Annotated in this window: 24 protein-coding genes; 8 read left to right on the top strand and 16 right to left on the bottom strand. The window is 65.9% G+C overall.

All coding sequences use genetic code 11. The annotated features are described in order from the left end of the window. Positions 1–124 precede the first annotated feature (124 nt). Positions 125–811 (top strand): serine O-acetyltransferase EpsC, encoded by a 687-nt coding sequence (epsC, locus tag ACH0BU_RS14585; protein WP_314469905.1) that lies wholly within the window; start codon positions 125–127, stop codon positions 809–811. Then, positions 811–1,152 (top strand): DUF2794 domain-containing protein, encoded by a 342-nt coding sequence (locus tag ACH0BU_RS14580; RefSeq protein ID WP_046410806.1) that lies wholly within the window; start codon positions 811–813, stop codon positions 1,150–1,152. The genes epsC and ACH0BU_RS14580 overlap by 1 nt, the downstream gene beginning before the upstream one ends. Positions 1,153–1,248: 96 nt before the next feature. Here ACH0BU_RS14580 and ACH0BU_RS14575 read toward each other — a convergent pair whose 3' ends face one another. The 9 genes from ACH0BU_RS14575 to ACH0BU_RS14535 form a co-directional block, all read right to left on the bottom strand. Next, entirely contained in the window at positions 1,249–2,148 is a 900-nt protein-coding gene (locus tag ACH0BU_RS14575) for an SDR family NAD(P)-dependent oxidoreductase (protein WP_046410804.1), read from the bottom strand. A gap of 96 nt (positions 2,149–2,244) precedes the next feature. After that, positions 2,245–2,577 (bottom strand): hypothetical protein, encoded by a 333-nt coding sequence (locus tag ACH0BU_RS14570; RefSeq protein WP_500264226.1) that lies wholly within the window; start codon positions 2,575–2,577, stop codon positions 2,245–2,247. A gap of 154 nt (positions 2,578–2,731) precedes the next feature. Beyond that, entirely contained in the window at positions 2,732–3,424 is a 693-nt protein-coding gene (gene phoB, locus ACH0BU_RS14565) for a phosphate regulon transcriptional regulator PhoB (protein WP_046411787.1), read from the bottom strand. Further along, on the bottom strand, positions 3,424–4,098 hold the full coding sequence (gene phoU / locus ACH0BU_RS14560; RefSeq protein WP_125945049.1) for a phosphate signaling complex protein PhoU: 675 nt from the start codon (positions 4,096–4,098) through the stop codon (positions 3,424–3,426). Before phoU ends, phoB begins: the two co-directional genes overlap by 1 nt. Positions 4,099–4,109: 11 nt before the next feature. Further along, a complete protein-coding gene (gene pstB / locus ACH0BU_RS14555) occupies positions 4,110–4,868 on the bottom strand; it encodes a phosphate ABC transporter ATP-binding protein PstB (protein WP_136451575.1) in 759 nt (252 codons plus the stop codon). Further along, on the bottom strand, positions 4,865–6,115 hold the full coding sequence (pstA, locus tag ACH0BU_RS14550; protein ID WP_296220088.1) for a phosphate ABC transporter permease PstA: 1,251 nt from the start codon (positions 6,113–6,115) through the stop codon (positions 4,865–4,867). The genes pstB and pstA overlap by 4 nt, the downstream gene beginning before the upstream one ends. Continuing rightward, positions 6,108–7,484: a phosphate ABC transporter permease subunit PstC gene (gene pstC / locus ACH0BU_RS14545; RefSeq protein ID WP_136451576.1), complete on the bottom strand. Its 1,377-nt coding sequence runs from the start codon at positions 7,482–7,484 to the stop codon at positions 6,108–6,110. The genes pstA and pstC overlap by 8 nt, the downstream gene beginning before the upstream one ends. Continuing rightward, the gene (locus tag ACH0BU_RS14540; protein WP_296220084.1) at positions 7,481–8,524 is read right to left on the bottom strand and encodes a substrate-binding domain-containing protein; all 1,044 of its coding nucleotides are present in this window, start codon (positions 8,522–8,524) and stop codon (positions 7,481–7,483) included. The genes pstC and ACH0BU_RS14540 overlap by 4 nt, the downstream gene beginning before the upstream one ends. A 55-nt stretch (positions 8,525–8,579) precedes the next feature. Continuing rightward, a complete protein-coding gene (locus ACH0BU_RS14535; protein ID WP_296220081.1) occupies positions 8,580–9,818 on the bottom strand; it encodes an ATP-binding protein in 1,239 nt (412 codons plus the stop codon). A gap of 202 nt (positions 9,819–10,020) precedes the next feature. Here ACH0BU_RS14535 and ACH0BU_RS14530 point away from each other — a divergent pair, with 202 nt between their 5' ends. Genes ACH0BU_RS14530 through ACH0BU_RS14515 form a run of 4 tightly spaced genes read left to right on the top strand, consistent with a single transcriptional unit; the run spans position 10,021 to position 12,544 of the window. Then, on the top strand, positions 10,021–10,413 hold the full coding sequence (locus ACH0BU_RS14530; protein ID WP_046410790.1) for a hypothetical protein: 393 nt from the start codon (positions 10,021–10,023) through the stop codon (positions 10,411–10,413). Between the two features lie 3 nt (positions 10,414–10,416). Further along, positions 10,417–10,680 (top strand): HPr-rel-A system PqqD family peptide chaperone, encoded by a 264-nt coding sequence (locus tag ACH0BU_RS14525; RefSeq protein ID WP_046410788.1) that lies wholly within the window; start codon positions 10,417–10,419, stop codon positions 10,678–10,680. After that, a complete protein-coding gene (locus ACH0BU_RS14520) occupies positions 10,677–11,525 on the top strand; it encodes an HprK-related kinase A (protein WP_296220077.1) in 849 nt (282 codons plus the stop codon). Before ACH0BU_RS14525 ends, ACH0BU_RS14520 begins: the two co-directional genes overlap by 4 nt. Then, complete coding sequence (locus ACH0BU_RS14515) at positions 11,522–12,544, top strand: nucleotidyltransferase family protein (RefSeq protein ID WP_136451580.1); 1,023 nt, start codon at positions 11,522–11,524, stop codon at positions 12,542–12,544. The genes ACH0BU_RS14520 and ACH0BU_RS14515 overlap by 4 nt, the downstream gene beginning before the upstream one ends. Here the strand turns inward: ACH0BU_RS14515 and ACH0BU_RS14510 are convergent. Together ACH0BU_RS14510 and ACH0BU_RS14505 are read right to left on the bottom strand one after the other, a co-directional pair. Beyond that, positions 12,513–12,866 carry a VanZ family protein gene (locus ACH0BU_RS14510; RefSeq protein WP_046410782.1) on the bottom strand — a complete coding sequence of 118 codons (354 nt, stop codon included), beginning with the start codon at positions 12,864–12,866 and terminating at the stop codon, positions 12,513–12,515. The two genes, ACH0BU_RS14515 and ACH0BU_RS14510, sit on opposite strands and share 32 nt — an antisense overlap. Next, on the bottom strand, positions 12,866–13,537 hold the full coding sequence (locus ACH0BU_RS14505) for an HAD hydrolase-like protein (protein ID WP_136451601.1): 672 nt from the start codon (positions 13,535–13,537) through the stop codon (positions 12,866–12,868). Before ACH0BU_RS14505 ends, ACH0BU_RS14510 begins: the two co-directional genes overlap by 1 nt. Positions 13,538–13,597: 60 nt before the next feature. On the opposite strand from ACH0BU_RS14505, the gene glmU reads away from it, so the two are divergent. Together glmU and glmS are read left to right on the top strand one after the other, a co-directional pair. Beyond that, positions 13,598–14,953, top strand: a complete 1,356-nt coding sequence (glmU, locus tag ACH0BU_RS14500; RefSeq protein WP_046410780.1) for a bifunctional UDP-N-acetylglucosamine diphosphorylase/glucosamine-1-phosphate N-acetyltransferase GlmU — start codon at positions 13,598–13,600, stop codon at positions 14,951–14,953. Beyond that, positions 14,954–16,771, top strand: a complete 1,818-nt coding sequence (gene glmS, locus ACH0BU_RS14495) for a glutamine--fructose-6-phosphate transaminase (isomerizing) (protein ID WP_125945041.1) — start codon at positions 14,954–14,956, stop codon at positions 16,769–16,771. A gap of 52 nt (positions 16,772–16,823) precedes the next feature. Here glmS and ACH0BU_RS14490 read toward each other — a convergent pair whose 3' ends face one another. The 5 genes from ACH0BU_RS14490 to ACH0BU_RS14470 form a co-directional block, all read right to left on the bottom strand. Next, the gene (locus ACH0BU_RS14490) at positions 16,824–18,050 is read right to left on the bottom strand and encodes a M20 metallopeptidase family protein (RefSeq protein WP_296220070.1); all 1,227 of its coding nucleotides are present in this window, start codon (positions 18,048–18,050) and stop codon (positions 16,824–16,826) included. Between the two features lie 96 nt (positions 18,051–18,146). Then, positions 18,147–19,154: a zinc-dependent alcohol dehydrogenase family protein gene (locus tag ACH0BU_RS14485; protein WP_296220068.1), complete on the bottom strand. Its 1,008-nt coding sequence runs from the start codon at positions 19,152–19,154 to the stop codon at positions 18,147–18,149. Beyond that, positions 19,151–19,801 (bottom strand): peptidylprolyl isomerase, encoded by a 651-nt coding sequence (locus ACH0BU_RS14480; RefSeq protein ID WP_500264228.1) that lies wholly within the window; start codon positions 19,799–19,801, stop codon positions 19,151–19,153. The genes ACH0BU_RS14485 and ACH0BU_RS14480 overlap by 4 nt, the downstream gene beginning before the upstream one ends. 5 nt (positions 19,802–19,806) lie before the next feature. Then, positions 19,807–20,310 carry a hypothetical protein gene (locus ACH0BU_RS14475; protein WP_052742603.1) on the bottom strand — a complete coding sequence of 168 codons (504 nt, stop codon included), beginning with the start codon at positions 20,308–20,310 and terminating at the stop codon, positions 19,807–19,809. A 144-nt stretch (positions 20,311–20,454) separates the two neighbouring features. Continuing rightward, positions 20,455–21,702 (bottom strand): acyl-CoA dehydrogenase family protein, encoded by a 1,248-nt coding sequence (locus ACH0BU_RS14470; protein ID WP_046410772.1) that lies wholly within the window; start codon positions 21,700–21,702, stop codon positions 20,455–20,457. Between the last annotated feature and the right edge of the window lie 2 nt (positions 21,703–21,704).

Below are 21,704 nucleotides of genomic sequence, written 5' to 3'. Positions count from 1 at the left end.
TGCCATGCCGCACGAGAGCAAATCCCACAAGATTGCTATGCTTTCGCCGGCCATGTTCATTCTTTGCGGTGCTGGAAATCGTGCGCACGACATCCTAGATCGCGCGTTCGAAAGGGGACGCGTGATGGGGCGTTTGGCGGTTTATCTCGATTCGATCCGCGCGCGTGATCCAGCACCGCATTCGCGGCTGGAGATCCTGACCTATCCTGGCGTGTGGGCGCTCGGCTGGCACCGGATTGCACACCGCCTGTATCGTGCGCGGCTGTTCTTCCTGGCGCGCGCGGTCAATCATCTCTCCCGCTTCCTGACGGCGATCGACATCCATCCGGGTGCAAAGATCGGGCGCAACTTCTTCATCGACCACGGGTTCGTGGTGATCGGCGAGACCGCGGAGATCGGCGACAACGTCACCATCTATCAGTGCGTGACGCTGGGCGGGACCAGCCCCGACAATGGCATAGCGGGCAAGCGGCACCCAACGATCAGTGACGGGGCGATCATCGGATCGGGCGCGCAGGTGCTGGGCCCAATTACCGTCGGGCGCCGGGCGCGGGTGGGCGCCAATGCGGTGGTCACGCGCGACGTTCCCGAGGGCGCGGTGATGGTCGGTATTCCCGCGCGGCCGACGGTGGTGGAGGGTGGTCAGGCGCCTGAGCGCAAGTTCATGGCCTATGGCACGCCGTGCAGCGAGATGTTCGATCCGGCGACGCAGAAGGTGGAAATCCTGCGTTGCGAACTGGAGGCGATGAAGAAGCGGCTCGACGCCCTGGTGGATGAGCAGGGCGAGGGGCGGGAGCGTAACCGCGCCTGATGGGGGTCGTCACACCCTTTCCGCTGAAGGGCAAACCGAGTCAGATCGGCTTCGACCGGGGCGAGCTGAACCGTATTCTCGATCTGTACGGGCGCATGGTGGCGGCCGGGCATTGGCGCGATTATGCGATCAGCCTGGGACGCGACGCTGCCGAGTTCGCGGCGTTCCGGCGGACGGCCGAGCGGCCGGAGTTCCGGATCGAAAAGCGGCCCTCGTTGCGCAACCGGCAGGGCATGTGGGCGCTGTACGGCGAGGCAGGCCAGATCGTGAAGCGCGGGCACGAACTGGGCCCGGTGCTGGCACCTGTCGAGCGACGTCTGATGAAGCTGGTCGACGGCTGAGCGGCTACGCTGCGGTGACCGCCACCGCTTCCAATTGCCGGTGACAAGCAAGTCAAACACCGGCGCGCGCTGGTGACACGCGCCGGTGGTTGAGGATCAGCCGCCCTGCAGCTTCTTGCCGATCATCATCGACTGGCCGGCGCCCGAATCAGGCACGATCTCACCGGTACGATCGGTGATTTCCGCCCAATGCTTGGCGATGCCTTCCGGTGACAGCTCGTCGCCGCTCAGCGCAACGCCGGGCGTCAGCGTGACATAGGCAGCCTGGAACACGCCAGCGCCGGCGCCGACGATCTGGTTGGTCGGTGCATCCTCGCTGACGAGATACAGCGCGGCGGGGACGACCTTGTCGGGCGAGAAGGCCTGGAACAGCTGCTCGGGAAACAGATCCTCGGTCATACGGGTGCCTGCCACGGGAGCCAGCGTGTTGACCTTGATGTTGTTCTTCGCGCCTTCGAGGTAGAGCGACTTGGTGAAGCCGGCGAGACCAAGCTTCGCCGCGCCGTAGTTGGTCTGACCGAAGTTGCCGTAGAGGCCGGTCGACGACGCGGTCATCAGGATGCGGCCATAATTCTGCTCGCGCATCGTCTCCCACACTGCCTTGGTGGCATAAGCCGAACCGAGCAGGTGAACCTGGACGACGAAGGCGAAGTCGGCCGGCTCCATCTTCGCGAACGACTTGTCGCGCAGTACGCCGGCGTTGTTGATCAGGACGTGGACACCGCCCCAGGCTTCCTTGGCCTTGGCCACCATCTCGACCATCTGATCATATTCGGTGACGCTGGCGCCGTTCGCCATCGCCTCGCCGCCAGCCGCCTTGATCTCCTCGACCACCTTGTGGGCGGCGTCGGACGCGCCAGAGCCGGTGCGATCGCCGCCGAGGTCGTTGACCACGACCTTTGCGCCGCGCCGCGCGAGCTCGAGCGCATATTCACGGCCAAGACCGCCGCCGGCGCCGGTGACGATGGCTACCTTGTCATCGAAACGAATGGACATGGAAAAGGCGCTCCCTCACTTGGATAGAAGCGCCCTCCCATACTCGACATTCAAACGGGTGCAACTGCCCGTCGGGTAGACCATCCGCTCAGACGATCACTTGCCGCCGCGCTGCATGCAATTGTTGAACTGTCCCTTCTTGCATGGCGGATAGCTCGGCAGCGGCGGGGGCGGCGGGAAGGCGACCGACGGTGGCGGCGCAGGCTGGAACACGACCTTTGAGCCCGGCTCCGGCGTGCCCTTCAGCGGAGAGCCGGCGGGCTCATAGCCGCCCGGAGTCTCGACGATGCGCATGCCGTCGGGATCGGTGCTGGTTTGAACCTGGCCGCCGGACTGGGTGGTCGGTGCCTGATCCGCCATCGCCGACTGATCCTGTGCAATCGCAGGAGCGGCGAGAGTGGCGGCAGCGGCGAAAAGGAAGGACTTCATGAGGAAATCTCCTGTGAAAACGCTCGATTGCGCACAAACGCAGCCCATCCAACGCGCTGGGTGACGGATGTATCCTTTGTTTCGGTGGCGATTCGACGCTCCAGCCCTAAGGAAAGTCCCTAGTCGGCGGCTCTAATCGGCCTGTTTTCGCCGACTAATGGCCTGCATCCAGCGCATAACCGGCCGACCGCACGGTTCGGATGATATCAGGTCGGCCACCTTCGTTGATTGCCTTGCGCAGCCTCCGAATGTGAACATCGACGGTGCGGCTCTCGATATCGCTGTCATGCCCCCAGACGCTGTCGAGTAGCCGTTCACGCGAGAAGACGTGGCCGGGATGTTCCAGGAAGTGCTTCAGCAGCCGGAATTCGGTGGGACCAAGGGGAATAACCTCCCCGCTGCGGCGTACCTTGTGGCCGACGGTGTCCATCTCGAGGTCCGCATAGGTAAGGGCCTCGCCTGCAAGTGCAGGGCGGACGCGACGGAGCACGGCCGAAACGCGCGCCACCAGCTCGCGCGGGCTGAACGGTTTGGTGACATAATCGTCCGCGCCGGTTTCGAGCCCGCGAATGCGATCCTCCTCCTCGCCGCGTGCGGTGAGCATGATGATCGGAACGTTGGCGGTTTCGGCATTGCGGCGCAGCCGGCGGCACACCTCGATGCCGGATAGACCCTCCACCATCCAGTCGAGGAGAACGATGTCTGGCACCTTCTCGCGTGCCAGGAGCAGCGCTTCTTCTCCGTCGATGGTGTGGACGACGTCAAAATCCTCGCGCTTGAAATGCCAAACCAGCAATTCCGCGAGCGCGGCGTCGTCCTCGACCAAGAGCATGCGTGCGCGTGGCATCATTCCCCCTTTTCGCGATCTGCCATCTGGGTGCCAGTGGCGGCGAAATACACCATTTCTGCGACGTTGGTGGCATGGTCGCCGACCCGTTCCAGGTTCTTGGCGACGAACAGGAGGTGCGCGACCTCGCTGATGGTCTTGGGGTTCTCGACCATGTGAGTGACAAGGGTGCGGAAGATCGCATCGTAGAAATCGTCCAGCGCCTTGTCGCGCTCACAGATCTCGACCGCCGCGGCGGCATCGCGCGCGGCGAAGGCGTCGAGCACGTCGTGCACCATTTCCGCTGCCATGCGCGCCATCGCCTGAATGACGGAAATGGGCTCGATCCGATGCTCGCCCTCGATCATCGGCACGCGCTTGGCGATGTTCTTGGCATAGTCGCCGATCCGCTCGACCACGGCCGCGATCTTCAGTGCGGCGACCACTTCGCGAAGGTCGTTGGCCATCGGCGCGCGCAGCGCGATGATGCGCACTGCCAGCCGCTCAACCTCCGCCTCGATCGCGTCGATCTGCTTGTCGTCCTTGCGGACGCGCTTGGCGAGTTCGAGATCGCCGCGCTGGAGCGCGCGCATCGCGCGATCGATCGCCTGTTCGGCAAGACCGCCCATCTGGCTGATCAGCCCGCGCAGCCGGCCGATATCCTCGTCGAACGCCTTTACCGTATGCTCTGGCATAGCCCCGTCCCTTAGCCGTAGCGGCCAGTGATATAATCGGTGGTGCGCTGTTCGCGCGGGTTGGTGAAGATGTTGTTGGTATCGCCATATTCCACCAGTTCACCAAGGTGGAAGAAGGCGGTTTTCTGGCTGACGCGCGCCGCCTGCTGCATGTTGTGCGTGACGATCACGATCGCGTACCGGCCGCGCAGATCGTGGATCAGTTCCTCGATCCGGGCGGTGGCGATCGGATCGAGCGCGCTGCACGGCTCGTCCATCAGGATCACCTCAGGATCGACGGCAATGGCGCGGGCGATGCACAGCCGTTGCTGCTGCCCGCCGGATAAAGCGGTGCCACTGTCCTGCAGGCGATCCTTGACCTCGTTCCACAGGCCGGTGCGGGTCAGCGACTGTTCGACGATCCGGTCGAGATCGGCCTTGCCGCTCGCTAGCCCGTGAATGCGCGGGCCATAAGCGACATTCTCGTAGATCGACTTCGGGAACGGATTGGGCTTCTGGAACACCATGCCGACACGGGCGCGCAGCTGAACGACGTCCATGTCCTTGGAATAAATGTCCTCCCCGTCCAGCCGGATGTCGCCTTCGACCCGTGCGTTCGGAACCGTGTCGTTCATGCGATTGAGCGTCCGCAGGAAGGTCGACTTGCCGCACCCCGACGGGCCGATGAAGGCAGTCACATCCTCCTGATCGATATCGATTGATACGTGACGGATTGCCTGTTTGTCACCGTAGAAGACGTTGACGTCACGGGCCGTGATCTTGTGGGTCACCAGCGGGTCTCGAAGCGGTTGCGAAGATAGATGGCCAGGCTGTTCATCGAGAGCAGCACGACCAACAGGACGATGATAGCGGCAGATGTCTTTTCCACGAAGCCGCGTGCGACTTCGTCGGACCAGAGGAAGATCTGAACCGGAAGCACGGTGGCGGGATCGGTCAGGCCCTGCGGCGGGGCGGCGATGAATGCGCGCATCCCGATCATCAGCAGCGGTGCCGTTTCGCCGAGCGCACGCGCCATGCCGATGATGGTGCCGGTCAGGATGCCGGGCAGCGCGAGCGGGAGGACGTGGTGAAAGACCACCTGTACCGGGCTGGCGCCGATGCCGAGCGCGGCGTCGCGGATCGACGGCGGCACCCCCTTGATCGCGTTCCGGCCCGCGATGACGATCACCGGCATGGTCATCAGCGCGAGGGTAAGCCCACCGACGATCGGCGCCGATCGCGGCAGTCCGAAGGTGCCCAGAAACACCGCCAGTCCAAGCAACCCGAAGATGATCGAGGGCACGGCGGCCAGATTGTTGATCGATACCTCGATAAGGTCGGTCCAACGGTTCTTGGGCGCATATTCCTCAAGGTACAGCGCGGAAAGAACACCAATGGGAAACGCGAGCGACAGCGTGACCAGCATTGTCAATAGGGAGCCCTTGAGCGCGCCCCAGATCCCCACGCGGGTCGGATCGGTCGCGTCGGCATTGACGAAGAAGTCCCAGTTGATCCCGCGCGACAAATGATCGCCGAGCGCAGTGACGGTCTTTCGGGCGGCGGGGGTGCCATCGCCCTTGAACGCCATGTCGATATCGCTGGCGACGGGCACTTCGACCACGGCGGTGCCGCGCAGCAGGGCAGGATTCGCCTTCACCGCATCGCGCACCCGCAACCAGGCGCCGTCGGACAGCAGCGCAGCGCCGCCCTCGCGCGGGAACGCCGCGGTCGCGGCCGCATCGACGACACTTTCCAGCCCGGCGCCGGCAAGGGCCAGATCGGCGCGATTGCCGCGCAGCTGATCCGGCTGCACCTGCAGGTCAGCGGCGGCGAAATTGATCGGCAACGCGAGACGCGTCTCGGTAAACCCGCCCAGCCCCTGCGCCAGCATGGTCACGATCAGGAAGGCCAGGAATCCAGCCGACATGATGATGGCGCCAAGGCCAAGCGCGCGAAAGCGACGTTCGGAGCGGTAGCGGCGGGCAATCCGGCGCCGCATGGCGTCGGTCCGCCAGTCGGTGGGCGCGCGATCAGTCATAAGCCTCGCGGTACCTCCGCACGATCATGAGGGCGAAAATGTTGAGCAGCAGCGTGACGACAAACAGCGTCAGGCCCAGCGCGAAGGCTGCCAGCGTCTTTGCGCTGTCGAATTCCGCTTCGCCGGTCAGCAGGTCGACGATCTGCTTGGTCACGGTGGTGGTGCTGGCGAACGGGTTGAGCGTGAGTTGCGCGACGCCAGAGGCGGCCATGACGACGATCATGGTCTCGCCGATCGCCCGGCTCACCGCCAGAAGCACGCCGCCCACGATTCCCGGCAGCGCGGCCGGCACCAGCACGCGGCTGATCGTTTCGGAGGGGGTTGCACCCAGCGCCAGACTGCCGTCGCGCATCGAACCGGGCACCGCGGCCAGCGAATCGTCGGCCATGGACGACACGAACGGGATGATCATGACGCCCATGACGAGCCCTGCGGCGAGCGCGCTTTCGCTGCTCGCCCAGGTGATGCCGATCGACACGGCAAAATCGCGCACCGCGGGCGCGACGGTCAGCGCGGCGAAATAGCCGTACACGACGGTGGGCACACCGGCGAGCACCTCGAGGACCGGCTTCATCCACCGCCGGGTCGCCGGGCGGGCATATTGCGTCAGGTAGATGGCGCTCATCAGGCCGAACGGGATCGCGACCAGCATCGCGATCACCGCGCCGATGAAGAAGGTGCCCCAGAACAACGGCACGGCGCCCAGGCTCGCGCCGGGGTCGCGCGGGTCGATAACCTGCGGCGACCAGTGGGTGCCGAACAGGAAGTCGGTGATCGGGACGATCGAGAAGAAGCGCGCGCTTTCGAACAACAGGCTGCCGACGATGCCGACGGTGGTCAGGATGGCGATCAGCGACGCCAGCAGGAGCAGCAGCATGACGATGCGCTCCACCTGCGTCCGGGCGGCAAAGCCCGGCCGTACCCGCGCAAAGGCATAGGCGAAGCCGGCAAAGGCGAGCACCGCCGCGAGGATCGTGCCGATCCAATTGTAGCGGCTTTGCGCGCTGGCGTAGGCTGGGGCGAGCACCTCCGCCAGATCGTGGAACGCGCCGAATGCCTCACCGCGCGACAGGTTGCGCGCTTCCGAGAGGATCGCCGCACGCTCGAAGCCTGCCGCCGGCAGAGCGGCCGCGGCGGGCGTCGCCAGCACCGCATCGGTGACCAGTGCCGGCGACACGAACCACCAGATGCCGAGGAAGACGAGCGCCGGCACCAGGGTCCAGAGCGCCACATAGGACGCGTGGTGGCCGGGCAGCGCACTGAAGCGCTGCGTGCCGCCCACGCGGAAGGCCGCGGCGCGGGCGCGCGCGACAAACCAGGCGATCAGGCCCAGTGCGACAATGACGAACAGCAATGCGCCAGCGCTCATTTCAGTGCGTCCGACGCCAGCGGGGTTTCGGTGCGAACCAGGTCGGCCGACTGCTGCTGGACCTCGGCAGGCGCAGCGATCAGGCCGCGACGCGCGAGCGGCCCGCCGGCACCCCAAAGGCCGGTATATTGCTGCACAAAGGCGCGGAGCCCGGGCACGGCGTCCATGTGCTGCTTCTTGACGTAGATGTAGAGCGGCCGGGCGCCGGGATAGCGGCCGTCGACGATGGTCTCGGTGGTCGGCGCAACGCCGCCGATCGGCACACCCACGACCGATCCTCCATTCTCTTCCAGATACGAATAGCCGAACACGCCGATCGCATTGGGATTGGCGGTCAGTTTCTGCACGATGAGATTATCGTTCTCGCCGGCGTCGATATAGGCGCCGTCCTCGCGCACGCGCTGGCAGCGTGCCTTGAACGCATCCTCATCCGTCTCCTTCAGCCGCCGCGCTTCGGGATCGGTGTCGAGGCAGCCCTGCGCCATGATGAGCTCCGCCAACGCATCGCGTGTGCCGCTGGTCGATGGCGGACCGTAAATCTGGATCGGAATGGCCGGCAACGCCGGATTGACGTCCCGCCAGGTGCGGTAGCGGTTGGGCTTGCCCCCCGGCGTAGCGGCGAGCGCCCGGTAAAGGTCCGCCGAGGTAAGCGCCATCTTGGGCCCGTTCTTCGCTTCGGCAAAGGCGACGCCGTCGATGCCGATCTGCACCTCAAGGATCTCCTTTGCGCCGTGGCGCAGGCAGTCCTCGAACTCGCTGCGCTTCATCCGGCGAGAGGCGTTGACGATGTCCGGGTAAGCGGCGCCGATCCCGGCGCAGAACAGGCGCATGCCGGCGCCAGTGCCGGTGGATTCGATCACCGGCGGGCGCGCATCTGGATTGTTGGCCAGATATTGCTCGGCCGCGATGGTCGTGAACGGATAGACAGTGGACGACCCCACCGCCTTGATCTGCGCGCGCGCGCCAGCACCACCGCTGGCCTGGTCATGGCAGGCGGAAGAGAGCGCAAGCAGCGCGACGATCACAGCGGCGCGAATCATTCAACATCCCGAGAGCGCCGCACGACGCGGCGTTCGCGCCTGTGTGACACGAGCATTACTGCTTGATGACAGCGGCTCCCGGCGCATCAATCGGTAGAGTAACGGAACCTGCCGCACGCAGCATGACCGTGACGCGGGTACCCTCGCCGACCTGGCTGGCGATATCGAGCCGGCCGCGATGGCGCTCCACGATATGCTTGACGATTGCCAGGCCCAGACCCGTCCCGCCGATCGAGCGGCTACGGCCCGGATCGACACGGTAGAAGCGTTCGGTAAGCCGCGGCAGGTGCTGGGGCGGGATGCCTTCCCCTTGGTCGGCGACGACCAGCCGAACCATGTCGTCGGCCCGGGTGATCGAGACGCGGATCGGCGTGCCGGGCCGACCATATTTCATCGCATTGCCGATCAGATTGTGCAGCAGTTGGGAAAGCTGCGCGGCATCGCCCTGCACCATGATCTCGCCCGGATCGCGTTCAAGGATGATGTCCTTGCCGCGGCCGTCATGCGCATCGGCAAGCTCCTGCTGCGTCCTGTCGACCAGGGCCGCGAGGTCGATCGAACTGGCGGGTGCACGGTACTTGTCGGCCTCGATCCGAGACAGGCTCATCAGATCGTCGACCAGCCTATCCATTCGCTGCGCCTCGTCGAAAACGATCTTGAGGAAGCGGGCGCGCGTTACCGGATCCTCGCCCGCGGTGTCGGCGAGCGTTTCGACATAGCCGAGGATCGAGGCGAGGGGAGTGCGCAGCTCATGGCTGGCATTGGCGACGAAATCCACCCGCATCCGCTCTGCGGCATGGCTGCCGCTGCGGTCGGAAAGATGGACGAGGCGGCGACCGTCGCTGAACGGGGCAAGGCGCATTTCCCAGCGCTGATCCGGCGCGCCGAGGCCCGCGAGCGACGCGACGGCGTCGGCGGCATCCTCGCCAAGCAGCCGTGCGGCGGCCGGATGGCGGATGCCGGTGCGCGCGTCCTCGCCGATAATATGCGCGCCCAGCAATGCGCGGGCCGCCTTGTTGGCGTGGGCGACCCGTGGCCCCTCCAGGATGAGGATCGGCTCGGCCAGCGCATCCAGCACCGGCTCGATTTCGCCAAACGGCGCGGGCGTGGTCGATCCGGCAGGATGTTCACCCGCATGCTGGCCGCCGCCCGTCATCGTCAGCACCGCGACAATGCCGCCGACGATGCTGACCGCCACAGCATCCAGTCCCGCACCGATGACGCCTAGAATGACGGCGGTGACAACGACGATGGCAAGCGCGGTCCAGCCGCGTGGAGAGATGATCTCGTCCATAGGTCCCTTGGCGGCGAATGACGCAGTTGCGGTCAGTTATGGACGCGAAAGAACGATTGTCCAGCACGCTGGTGAGCGCCGCGCGACGTACGAGGGTGCCGGCGGCGCGCGCCGGCAGTGTCCCGCTACGACACGCTGCCGCGGCGATGCTTGTGCCGGCATTAGGATTATGGAAGGGCTCGGTCGTGGATAGGTGCCCGTCATGAGCGATCAGGATCAACCCGAGCAGCCCGGGCGGCGACGCGCCCTGCGCCTGGGTGCCGTCGGCGCGGTGGCGATCGTGTCGATCCGCCCGGCAATGGCGCAAGCCTATGGTTCGGTGATGACGTGCGATATTCCCGTTCCCGATCCGGGCCGCGCGGGCAGCTTCATCGACAAGAATGGCAAGGTGGTACCGCCGGGCACCCCGGGCGCCTATGCGCCGCCCGGCCGACCGCTCAGGGGCGAGGACATTCGGCGCGCGCTGGCGTCTGGCGGCAACCTGCCGGGTGTCGATTACGAACGCAGCCGCGCCTATCTGAAATATGTCCAGAGCCTGCGGAGCGGAACGACGGGGTTCACCTGTTTTGCCTCGTTGCAGATGCCGCGGCGGTAGCCAGTGGACGCGACGCGCTATCGCGCGCCGCCGGCGGCCGACCTGATTGTCACGCCGCTGGACGACATCGTAGCGCTGTTTCACCGTACATCCGGCATGACGCACCTGGTGGCATCGCCAGTGCCTGAGGTGCTGGAGGTACTTGCCGGGCGCTGGATGGCGATTGCCGAGATTGAGGCCGCGTTCGACATCGTGGAAGGCGGTCGCGCGGAACTGATCGCGCTCCTTGATGAGCTTGCGGTCACCGGCTTGATCGAGCGCGCATGACCAGCGAATTCCGCGTTCAGGTTGGACCGGTCAGCTTTCGGATTGGATCGGCATGGCGGCGGCCGCTTGATCAGATGCGTACGCTGTACCGCGACTATCCGACCGACGTGTCGGTGCCTGATTTTACCGTTCGTCTTGAGCCATCGCGGCCCTGGCGCCGGTTCCTTCGCCCCGCCGTGCGCATCGCCGGCGACTTCGTCATTCCGGATGCCGCCCCGCTCCCCTTGCCGCAGGGGTTGCTGGCGGCGGAGATGGCGATGAACCTGCAATTGGCGCTGGGGCTGCGCCGCTTCCTCCTGCTCCACGCCGCTGCGGTGGAGCGCGACGGACGGGCAGTGGTCATGACCGGCGAGTCAGGAGCCGGCAAGTCGACCCTCGCGGCGCTGCTGCAGGCGCGCGGATGGCGGCTGATGGCCGATGAGTTCGTCCTCGTCGATCCGGATACCGGGGCGATATGGCCATTCCCGCGGCCGGTGAGCGTGAAGAATGCTGCAATCCCGGTCGTGAAGGCGGCGCTACCGGATGGCCGCTGGGGACCGGCGATGACGGACACGCCCAAGGGCACGATCCAGCATCTCGTTCCCGAGGGCGCGGCACTGGCGATGGCGAACGTTCCCGCGACGCCGGCGCTGTTGCTGTTTCCCCGCTTTGGCCACGTGGCTGATCAGCGGCCCGTCGGGGCAGGGGAAGCGTTCGTCAGGCTGACGCAGGCTTCGACCAATTATGTGGGCCTGGGCGAGCGCGGCTATCGCGCGCTAAGCGGACTGGTGAGGGGCGTTACTCGCGCGGCGATCGACTATCCCGATATTGAGACCGCAGCGTCGATGATCGAGGATCTCTGGTGAGCGCGGCGCGCGACCTGATCGCCGTCCTCGTGGATCCATCACGAGCGCCCGGCCTCGATGACCGAAGGTGGACGGCGCTATTGGCCGTGGCGCTGGCCGAGCAGATGATGGGAGCGCTGGCCTGCCGCGTCGGCGATCTGGCGCCGCCGCGCGTGGCGGCCATCCTGGCCGATGCCAGGGCGACCTCGCTGGAGGGGCGTCGGCAGGCGTTATGGGAAGCGGAAATGGCGCGCCGGGCGCTGGAAGGTGTTGTGGCGCCGCTGATCCTGCTGAAGGGCACGGCCTTCGCTGCCGCGGGCCTTGCGGCGGGAAGCGGGCGAGCGATCGGAGATCTCGACATACTCGTTCCCGCTGCCGCGCTTGCAGACGTGGAGGCGGCGCTGCTGGCGCATGGATGGGCGTGGGTGAAGCCCGATCCCTATGACGACAGCTACTACCGGCGGTGGATGCATGAACTGCCCCCCATGATCCATCGCGAGCGCGACCGGATGATCGACGTGCACCACACGATCCTGCCGTTGACGGCGCGGCTGCGACCGGATGCCGCGCGATTGCTGGAAGGAGCGCGGCCGCTGGGCAATGGTCTGGCAATGCTGTCGAACGAGGATGTCGTGCTGCACGCCGCCATTCACCTGTTGGCGGATGGCGATCTCGCCGGTGGACTGCGCAACCTGTGGGACATCGATCGTCTGTTGCGTGAGTTCGCCGATGACGATCCCGGCTATTGGGATCGGCTTACGGCCCGGGCGCGGGACCACGGCGTCTCCCCGGTCCTGGCGCGCGCACTTCGCCTGACGCATCGCCTGTTCGACACGCCCGTGCCGCTTGCATTTCGCCGGACGGAAGTGACCGACCGGCTGTACCTGCGACGATTGCTCGGTCGCGATGGCTGGGGTCGCGCCATCCACCCTGCCACCCGGCTGACGTTTTACGTCCGCTCCCACGCGCTGCGGATGCCGCCGCTGATGCTGGCGCGGCACTTGTGGATCAAGTGGCGGAAGAACGGAGCCGTCGGCTGATCGCGACCACGACAAGCACGCCGATGATGACCGCGGTGTCGGCCACCCAGTCCATGATGTCGCAGTCGCGGTGAAGCACGGGGATCGACTGAACCACTTCGATCATCGCGCCGAGAAAGGACAGCCGCTCGCCGATCCGCAGCAACGGTGTCTGTGGAAATGCGAGGACCGACAGGATCGTCAGCGTGCCGAACGCGAGCATGTGCTGATATTTGTCGCTATCGATCGGCACTTTCGGCGGGTGCGGCAGCAGCGCCATGGTCACCGCAAAGACGAGGGCGGCCAGAAGGATCAGCCGCCAGATCAATCGGGATGTTACCATTACCGCAGCCCGTTCAACGCGGGGACGAGCTCGTCGAAATGATCGATGATCGCGTTGGCGCCCAGTTCTTCCACCGGTTGCATCAGAAAGCCGAATCGGCAGGCGACCGCCGGAATGCCCGCCGCATGGGCCGCGGCGACATCGTAGATCGAATCCCCGACGAATGCTGCCGTTCCGCCGCCTGATCGCCGGATCATCTCGAGAATCGGATCGGCCGCCGGCTTTGACTTGCCTGGCCCCAGCGTGTCCCCGCCGATCACGCAGGTCAGCCGATCAAGCAGGCCGGCGTCGCGGAGTACCTCAAGCGCGAAACGCTCGAGTTTGTTGGTGACGACCGCGACCTGCACGCCCCTTCGTGCAAGTTCGTCCAGCGCCCGCAAAGCGCCGGGAAACGGTACGCTGTGAACGTAGATGTTGGCCTCGTAATACTCGAGCAAGACACGGTGCAGCTGATCAAGAAGGGGGTCGGCACCCCCGCCGGTCGCGGCCAGCCCCTGGGCGAGCATATGGCGTGCGCCACCCCCGATCATGGGCTTGATCGCGTCGACGCTGAGCGGCGGCCGGCCGTCCTGCGCCAGCGCGTGATTGACCGCCGCAGCCAGGTCACCGCTTGTGTCGATCAACGTGCCGTCGAGGTCGAAACCGACCGTGTCGAAGTGAAATCGTTCCATCGTCATGCGCGGTGACGGCTCGCTATGGAATTGGCAAGCCGACGATGGCACAGGCGCGCCATGACGAGCCGACCTCTCGCCGTAATCGTGCTTGCCGCTGGCAAGGGCACGCGGATGAAATCTGACACGCACAAGGTGCTCCATCCTCTCGCGGGGCGGCCGATGCTGCATCATCTGCTGGCTGCGGCGGAGGGGCTGGGCGCGGCAAAAACCGTCGTGGTCGTCGGCGCGGGGCGCGAACAGGTGGAGGCCGCGGTGGTGCCGCTGGGCGTGGCCGTCGCGCAGCAGCAGGAGCAGCTTGGCACTGGCCATGCGGTGCAGCAGGCCGAGCAGGCTTTGGCCGGGTTCGCCGGTGACGTTCTGATCCTCTACGGCGACGTCCCGCTTGTAACGGAAGCGACGATGCGCCGGATGATCGATCGCCTGCATGCCGAGGAAGCGCCGGCTGTCGTCGTCCTGGGCTTCCGCCCGTCCGATCCGGGTGCCTACGGGCGTGTGATCGCCGACGCCGAGGGTCGTATCGCGCGCATGGTGGAGTTCAAGGACGCCTCAGCGGAGGAACGCGCCGAGACACTCTGCAACTCAGGCTTGATGGCGGTTCGATCGGAGGACCTGTTCGATCTGCTGCGGCGCGTGGACAATGCCAATGCTGCTGGCGAATATTATCTGCCGGATATCGTGATGTTGGCGGGCGCCGACGGCCGCTCCTCTGCGGTCATCGAAACCGATGCCGAGGAAGTGACCGGCGTGAACAGCCGTGCTGAGCTCGCCGCACTCGAACTGGTCTGGCAGCAACGCCGGCGCAAGCAGGCGATGGACGATGGCGTCACCCTCATCGCGCCTGAGACCGTCTGGTTCAGCTACGACACGGTTGTTGGCCGAGACGTCATTGTAGAGCCCAATGTGGTGTTCGGCCCTGGCGTATCCGTGGCCGACAAGGTCGTGATCCACGCATTCAGCCATGTCGAAGGCGCGACGATCGGCGAGGGCGCATCGGTTGGCCCCTATGCACGGCTGCGGCCAGGCGCGGTGATGAAAAAGGGCGCACGCGTCGGCAACTTCGTGGAGATGAAGAAGGCGGTGCTGGGTGAGGGCGCCAAGGCGAACCATTTGACCTACCTCGGCGACGCGGAGGTCGGCGCGGGCGCGAACATCGGCGCCGGCACGATCACGTGCAATTACGATGGCTTCTTCAAGTACAAGACCCGGATCGGCGCAGGCGCCTTCATCGGCTCGAACTCGGCACTGGTAGCACCGGTGACAATCGGCGATGGCGCGATCGTGGCAGCGGGATCTACCGTTACAAGCGATGTGGAGGCCGATGCGCTGGCGCTCGTGCGACCGCCGCAGACCGAAAAGCCCGGTTGGGCAGCGAAGTTCAGGAACGTGATGCGTGCTCGGAAGGAATCTCGATAGATGTGTGGGATTGTTGGAATAATCGGCAAGGAGCCGGCCGCTGATCGTCTCCTGGATGGTTTGAAGCGGCTGGAATATCGTGGCTATGACTCCGCCGGCATCTGCACCGTGACTGATGGTTCGTTCGATCGCCGCCGCGCGCCGGGCAAGCTGCGCAACCTGGCGCAGCGGCTGGCCGAGGAGCCGTTGGGCGGCGAGAGCGGCGTTGCGCACACCCGCTGGGCGACGCACGGCGCACCGACCGAGGACAACGCACACCCCCATATCGTTGGCGATGTGGTTGTCGTGCACAACGGAATCATCGAGAACTTCAAGCCCTTACGCGACGAACTTATCGCGGAGGGACGCACCTTCCTCAGCCAGACTGACAGCGAGGTCGTCGCGCATCTCATCGCCCGTGAGGTCGAGAATGGCGCAGAGCCGCGTGCCGCGCTGGCGGCTGTCCTGCCGCGGCTCCATGGCGCCTTTGCGCTGGGCGTCATGGTCCGCACACACCCGGATCTGCTGCTCGGTGCCCGCCTCGGCGCACCGCTCACGGTCGGCTATGGGGATGGCGAGAACTTCCTGGGCTCGGACGCGCTTGCCCTTGCGCCGCTGACGCAGCGGATCGCCTATCTGGAAGAGGGTGACTGGGTTGCCATCACCCATGAGGAGGTCGAGGTGTACGACAGCGCCAACCAGCGCGTGTCACGCCCGATCGTCAACTCCGGCGCTTCCGGCCAGCTAATGGATAAGGGCAACCATCGCCACTTCATGCAGAAGGAGATTTACGAGCAGCCGGTCGTCGTGGCGCAGACGCTCCGCTCATATCTCCGCCCGTTGGAATCGCAGGTCTCGCTGCCGGACATCGAGTTCGACCTTTCGACGGTCGAGCGCGTCGTCATCGTTGCGTGCGGCACGGCCAGCTATGTCGGCATGATCGGCAAATATTGGATCGAGGGGCTGGCCCGCATTCCGGTCGAGGTCGATGTGGCGAGCGAATATCGCTACCGTGATCCCGTCCTGCTGCCCAACACGCTCGGTCTGGTGATTTCGCAGTCGGGCGAGACCGCGGACACGCTTGCTGCTCTGCGCCACATGAAGGCAGGCGGCGTCACGACCGGCGGTATTATCAACGTGCCGACCAGTTCGATGGCGCGTGAGGTCGATCTGTTGCTGCCGACGCATGCGGGGCCGGAGATCGGTGTCGCCTCCACCAAGGCATTCACCTGTCAGCTCGCGGTCATGGCCGCACTTGCCACGAACCTCGCGCGCGCCCGTGGCCTGCTGGCGAACGAGGCGGAGATCGTCAAGCAGCTGCAGCACGTGCCCGAGGCCATGAGCATGGCGCTCGCGCACGATGCCGAGATCGAGGCGATGGCGCCGAAGATCGCAGCTGCGCGCGACGTGTTGTACCTGGGCCGCGGACCGGAATATCCGCTGGCACTGGAGGGCGCGCTAAAGCTAAAGGAAATCAGCTACATCCATGCGGAAGGTTACGCATCGGGTGAGATGAAGCACGGTCCGATCGCCTTGATCGACGAGGCGGTGCCGCTGGTCGTCATCGCGCCGTCCGGTCCGTTGTTCGACAAGACCGTCAGCAACATGCAGGAGGCGCAGGCACGCGGCGCTCAGGTTGTGCTGATCTCTGATGCCGATGGTATCGCACAGGCGGGCGAGAACACGATCGCGACGATCGAAATGCCCAAGGTGCATCCGCTGATCGCACCATTGGTCTATGCGGTGCCGGTCCAGTTGCTGGCGTATCATGTCGCGGTCGCAAAGGGCACGGACGTGGACCAGCCGCGTAATCTTGCCAAATCGGTGACCGTGGAATGATCGTAGCCCCTCCTGCCGCCGAAAATGGCGGGAGGGGCAACACGGCGCAGCCTTAATCGAAACCACGACTGAGGAAGCGGTCGGCCAAGGCGCAGTGCATCGCGACGCCCCTGGCCATGACCTGCTCCTCGATCGTCATCTTCACATTGTGCAGCGGCGGATTGGTGCGCGGGTCGCTGCCCTCCGGCGCGACGCCCATGAACGCCATGGCGCCGGGCACTTCGCGCAGGACGTAGGAGAAATCCTCCCCGCCCATCATCGGTGCCGGCATGGTCGTCCAGCCGCGTTCCCCGGAGATGTCCTGTGACAGTTCACGGATCATCGCCGTGGCGCGCGGGTCGCAGAAGGTGACCGGATAGCCTTCCTCGATCCTGGTATCCGCCTCGCAGCCATGCGCCGCAGCGATGTTCCCGGCGATCTGATGGAAGGCGGCACGTGCCTTCTCCCGGGTCGCATCCGACAGGGTGCGCAGCGTTCCCATGAGCTTCACTTCATCGGGAATGATGTTGTGGCTGCTGCCGGCGTGGATCTGCGTGATGGTCAGGACGGCGGGATCAGACACCGGGATACGGCGCGCGACAAAGCTCTGCAGCGCGGTGACGATCTCACAAGCGACCGGGATCGGATCGATGCAATCGTGCGGCATGGCGGCGTGACCGCCCTTGCCACGGATCGTCGCGATCAGCGTGTCGGTGGAGGCGAGAAGCGGGCCTTCGCGTCCGACGAACACACCGGCGGGCGCGTTGGGGAAGATGTGGAGCGCGAAGGCCGCGTCGGCGCGCGCGACGTTGAGCAGCCCGTCATCGATCATCCAGCGGGCGCCATGGTGGCCCTCCTCGCCGGGCTGGAACATGAAGACCACCGTTCCGGGCAACTCTTCCTTGCGCGCGCACAAGGCGCGCGCGGCGCCGGCGAGCATGGCGGAATGGGCGTCGTGGCCGCAGGCGTGCATCGCGCCCGGGATGGTGGAGGCGAAGGGCAGGCCGGTGTCTTCGGACAGGGGCAGCGCATCCATGTCGCCGCGCAACAGCACGGTGCGGGTGTTGTCGCCCGCGCCGCTACGGCCGCCGCGAAGGATGGCGATGAAGCCTGTGGTGGAGGTGCTGTCGTGAATTTCGAGCGGCAGGCCGGCAAGCGCCGCCTTCAGCTTTGAGGTCGTCTTGGGGCAGTGGAGGCCGATCTCTGGCTCGGCATGAATGGCGCGTCGCAGGGCGATCGTGTCGTCGAGCTGCGCCACGCCGGCGGCCTGCCAATCGTTGCGGGTGAGGGGAGCGTTCATGGGCGATCCTTTCCTTGCTTCGTACCTAGAACGGATCGCCGCCGGCGCAAATCGGCCATTGCGCCGGCGGTCGTGGCCAGATGAGTGCGCGCGCGGCTACCAGGCGACTGCAATCTTCCCGAAATGACTGGCGGATTCGAGGTGACGGAACGCGTCGCCCAGATCCTCGAGCGCGAATGTCCGATCAATGACGGGTCGGATACCGGTCGCCTCGAGGGCGCGGACGAAGTCCTCCTGCTCCTGGCGGCTGCCGACGATCAATCCCTGCAGCTTGGCCTGCTTGGCCATGAGGAACGCGGTCGGCACGTCGCCCCCGACCCCGGTGAGGACGCCGATCAGCGCGATATGGCCACCGATCCGCACCGCCTCGATCGACTGGGCGAGCGTTCCCGGGCCGCCGACCTCGACCACGATGTCGGCGCCGCGGCCGCCGGTCAGATCCAGGACCTTGCGGCCCCATTTGGGCTCCTGACGATAATTGATCACATGATTGGCGCCGAGTTCCTTCGCGCGCGCCAGCTTCTCGTCCGAGGAGGAGGTGACGATCACCTCGGCGCCCATCGCATGGGCGAGTTGCAGCGCGTAGATCGACACGCCGCCGGTCCCGAGCAGCAGCACGGTGTCGCCAGCGCGCAGGCCGGCGTCGACGACGAGCGCGCGCCAGGCGGTGAGGCCAGCGGTGGTGATCGTCGCCGCTTCCTTATGGCTCCAGCCGCGCGGTGCCCGGGTAAAGGCGGTGGACGGCAGTACGACGGCATCGCGGGCAAAGCCGTCGATGCCGTCGCCGGGTACGCGGCGGAAATCGCTCGCCTGCGCAGGTCCGGCCTGCCAGTCCGGGAAGAAGACCGAGACGACGTGATCGCCGGGGCTGAACTCGGTCACGCCTTCGCCGACCGCCTCCACCACCCCGGCGCCGTCCGCCAGGGGGATACGGCCATCGGCAGCCGGAGACTTGCCCGAACACACCAGATAATCGTGGAAGTTCAGCGAGCTGGCATGAAGCGCGACGCGAACCTCTCCGGGGCCGGGCTGGCCCGGATCCGATGCATCGGCGAGGTTCAGGCGATCGAGGCCGCCGGGCGCCGACAGTGTCATCGCCCTCATTGCGGGTTGCTCGCCTGGGCCGGCGTGCGCCGCGCGGTGGTGACCGGCACGGTCGGTTCGAGCATCTGGCCCTTCATAATTCCCTCTCCCTTGGTTGGCGACGTGGGCATGTCCATGATGCGATGGACAACATCCATGCCCTGCACGACGCGGCCGAAGACCGCATAGCCGGGGTTCGTTCCGTCGGCGTCCATCGCCGGCGTGTTGCCGACGATGATGAAAAAATCGCCGCGTGCGGTGCCGGGTTCGGCCATCGCCATGGAGATGGCGCCATCGACATGGCTGAGCCCGGTCTTGCTGGTCGGCTCATGCGCGATCGGCGGCAGCGTGCGCTTCGGATCGTTTTGCGTGCCGAACTGGATGAAGCCGTAGCGCTGTTCCGCCTGCACCTTTACGGTGCGGTAGAAAACCGTCCCGTCGAGCCGCTTTCCATCGACATATTTGAGGAAGTTGGCGGCAGTGACCGGAGCCTTCTCCGTTTCGATTTCCAGCACGATCGGGCCAGCGGCGGTCGACAGCGTGACGATCGTGGTCGCTGCCTTTGCCGGAGCAGGGGGCGTAGCGCTGGTGGTGGCCGGCGCAGCCGCAGGAACATCCTGCGCGGCGACGCCGGTGGGAAGGAGGAGCGCGGCGGCGAGGGCGATCATCCGCATCAGCCGACCTTCGCCACCAGCAGCGGCATGTTGTCCGCCTGACTGCCGGACAATTGGATCGTGTAGCGACCGGGCTTCAACGTATAGTCCACCATCTTGCGAATTCCCGTGCATTTGGGGCCATGACCATGCGCGCTGGAGGAGAGCGCACGCCCCTTGTCGACCAGATCGACCCATGCGCGTCCACCCAGTGCCACGCGGTAATTGCCTGCTTCCTGCACGGTCAGCGTCAGTGTTCCGGCATGGCCGCCGTTTTCCTTCGGCACGGGCGCCAGTGTGACGAGATTCGCCGGATGAAGCGCGACCAGCAGCGCCTGGCCGGGCGTCACCGATGCGCCGCCGCCGGCCTTGATCCCTGCCGCGACGGGCGTCTGCTTCGACCAGGCGGCAAGCTCTGCCGGGATCGCGACCCGGACATTCGCGCAGGAAGGATCGTCAGGAGCCTCCTGCGCAACGGCGGGGGAGGCGGCCAGCAGGAGGCCGGCAACGGAAGCACGGATCACGCAAGGTTCCTTTCTTGCTCATTCGTATCGCCCTTCAACGTTCAAGGCGACAGATGGGAGCAAGGACACGGACCATTTGCCATGCCAAGAGCGCGGCCCGTCCCCTGCCGGGGGCAGGGGACGGTCGCTGACCCGCGCGCCCGGTCAGGCGCGGGTCGGGATCTTCTCGAACGGGACGTCCTTGTCGACGCGCACGTCGCCGGGCAGGCCAAGGACGCGCTCGGCGATGATGTTGCGCAGGATCTCGTCCGTCCCGCCCTCGATTCGGGTTGCCGGGCTGCGCATCAGCGTCGCCTGGAAGCGTGCCGCATGCGCCGCCTGTGCGGGATCCGTCAGCACGCCGGCCTCGCCCTGAAGGTCGATGGCGAAGGTCGCAATATCCTGGCTCGTCGCGCCGGCGACCAGCTTGCCGATCGAATTCTCCGGGCCTGGCTCCTGTCCCTTCGACAAGGCGGTCAGCGCGCGCATCGAGGTGTATTTCAGGCCGCTGGCCTTGGTGGCCCAATCGGCGAGGCGCGAGCGGATCGACGGATCATCGACCAGCCGGCCGCCGTCGCGACCCGGCGCGCGGACGGCATAATCGAGCAGCGTCTCGAAGCCGGTCGACATGCCCGAGCCGATCGACAGCCGCTCGTTCATCAGCGTGGTCAGTGACACCGTCCAGCCCTGACCCACGCCGCCCAGCCGCTGGCTGTCGGGAACGCGCAGGTCGGTGAAGAACACCTCGTTGAAGCCCGACTGGCCGTGCGCCTGAAGAATCGGGCGGACTTCGATGCCGGGCGAGCGCATGTCGACCCAGAACATCGTCAGCCCCTTGTGCTTGGCGACGCTGGGATCGGTGCGGGTCAGCAGGATGCCATATTGCGAGATATGCGCGCCGGAGGTCCAGATCTTGGACCCGTTGATGACCCATTCGTCACCATCCTTGACCGCGCGGGTGCGAAGGCCCGCGAGGTCCGAGCCGGCCGACGGTTCGGAGAACATCTGGCACCAGATGTCCTCACCCGCGGCGAGCGGCGGCAGCAGCGCCTGCTTGTCCTCCTCACGCCCCCACGCCATCACCGTCGGGCCGCACATGCCCTGACCGATGATGAAGGTGAAGGAGAGGGTGGCATAGACGCCTTCCTCCTGGTTCCAGATCACCCGCTGCATCGGCGTCGCGCCGCGCCCGCCATATTCCTTTGGCCAGTGAAGGCACGCCCAGCCGGCGTCATATTTCTTCTTCTGCCACGCCTTGCTCTCGGCCAGCATGTCGAAATCGGCGATGTCGCCGGCGGTGCCGTGCCCCGACCCCGAAAGGATCGGGTACAGGTGCTTGGGGGCATTGGCATCAATCCACGCGCGAGCCTCGGCGCGGAAGGCGGCTTCTTCGGGAGTGTCGTCGAAGTTCATGG

The sequence above is a fragment of the Sphingomonas olei genome (assembly GCF_045369765.1).
Lineage (GTDB): Bacteria > Pseudomonadota > Alphaproteobacteria > Sphingomonadales > Sphingomonadaceae > Sphingomonas > Sphingomonas panaciterrae.
The sequence above is the reverse complement of the archived record's forward strand: the minus strand, read 5'-3'. Positions and strand labels throughout refer to the sequence as shown.

Coding starts and splice junctions, on each gene's coding strand:
- epsC (WP_314469905.1), top strand. CDS start 125: ATGGGGCGTTTGGCGGTTTATCTCGATTCGATCCGCGCGCGTGATCCA.
- ACH0BU_RS14580 (WP_046410806.1), top strand. CDS start 811: ATGGGGGTCGTCACACCCTTTCCGCTGAAGGGCAAACCGAGTCAGATC.
- ACH0BU_RS14575 (WP_046410804.1), bottom strand. CDS start 2,148: ATGTCCATTCGTTTCGATGACAAGGTAGCCATCGTCACCGGCGCCGGC.
- ACH0BU_RS14570 (WP_500264226.1), bottom strand. CDS start 2,577: ATGAAGTCCTTCCTTTTCGCCGCTGCCGCCACTCTCGCCGCTCCTGCG.
- phoB (WP_046411787.1), bottom strand. CDS start 3,424: ATGCCACGCGCACGCATGCTCTTGGTCGAGGACGACGCCGCGCTCGCG.
- phoU (WP_125945049.1), bottom strand. CDS start 4,098: ATGCCAGAGCATACGGTAAAGGCGTTCGACGAGGATATCGGCCGGCTG.
- pstA (WP_296220088.1), bottom strand. CDS start 6,115: ATGACTGATCGCGCGCCCACCGACTGGCGGACCGACGCCATGCGGCGC.
- pstC (WP_136451576.1), bottom strand. CDS start 7,484: ATGAGCGCTGGCGCATTGCTGTTCGTCATTGTCGCACTGGGCCTGATC.
- ACH0BU_RS14540 (WP_296220084.1), bottom strand. CDS start 8,524: ATGATTCGCGCCGCTGTGATCGTCGCGCTGCTTGCGCTCTCTTCCGCC.
- ACH0BU_RS14535 (WP_296220081.1), bottom strand. CDS start 9,818: ATGGACGAGATCATCTCTCCACGCGGCTGGACCGCGCTTGCCATCGTC.
- ACH0BU_RS14530 (WP_046410790.1), top strand. CDS start 10,021: ATGAGCGATCAGGATCAACCCGAGCAGCCCGGGCGGCGACGCGCCCTG.
- ACH0BU_RS14520 (WP_296220077.1), top strand. CDS start 10,677: ATGACCAGCGAATTCCGCGTTCAGGTTGGACCGGTCAGCTTTCGGATT.
- ACH0BU_RS14510 (WP_046410782.1), bottom strand. CDS start 12,866: ATGGTAACATCCCGATTGATCTGGCGGCTGATCCTTCTGGCCGCCCTC.
- ACH0BU_RS14505 (WP_136451601.1), bottom strand. CDS start 13,537: ATGGAACGATTTCACTTCGACACGGTCGGTTTCGACCTCGACGGCACG.
- glmU (WP_046410780.1), top strand. CDS start 13,598: ATGACGAGCCGACCTCTCGCCGTAATCGTGCTTGCCGCTGGCAAGGGC.
- glmS (WP_125945041.1), top strand. CDS start 14,954: ATGTGTGGGATTGTTGGAATAATCGGCAAGGAGCCGGCCGCTGATCGT.
- ACH0BU_RS14490 (WP_296220070.1), bottom strand. CDS start 18,050: ATGAACGCTCCCCTCACCCGCAACGATTGGCAGGCCGCCGGCGTGGCG.
- ACH0BU_RS14485 (WP_296220068.1), bottom strand. CDS start 19,154: ATGAGGGCGATGACACTGTCGGCGCCCGGCGGCCTCGATCGCCTGAAC.
- ACH0BU_RS14480 (WP_500264228.1), bottom strand. CDS start 19,801: ATGATCGCCCTCGCCGCCGCGCTCCTCCTTCCCACCGGCGTCGCCGCG.
- ACH0BU_RS14470 (WP_046410772.1), bottom strand. CDS start 21,702: ATGAACTTCGACGACACTCCCGAAGAAGCCGCCTTCCGCGCCGAGGCT.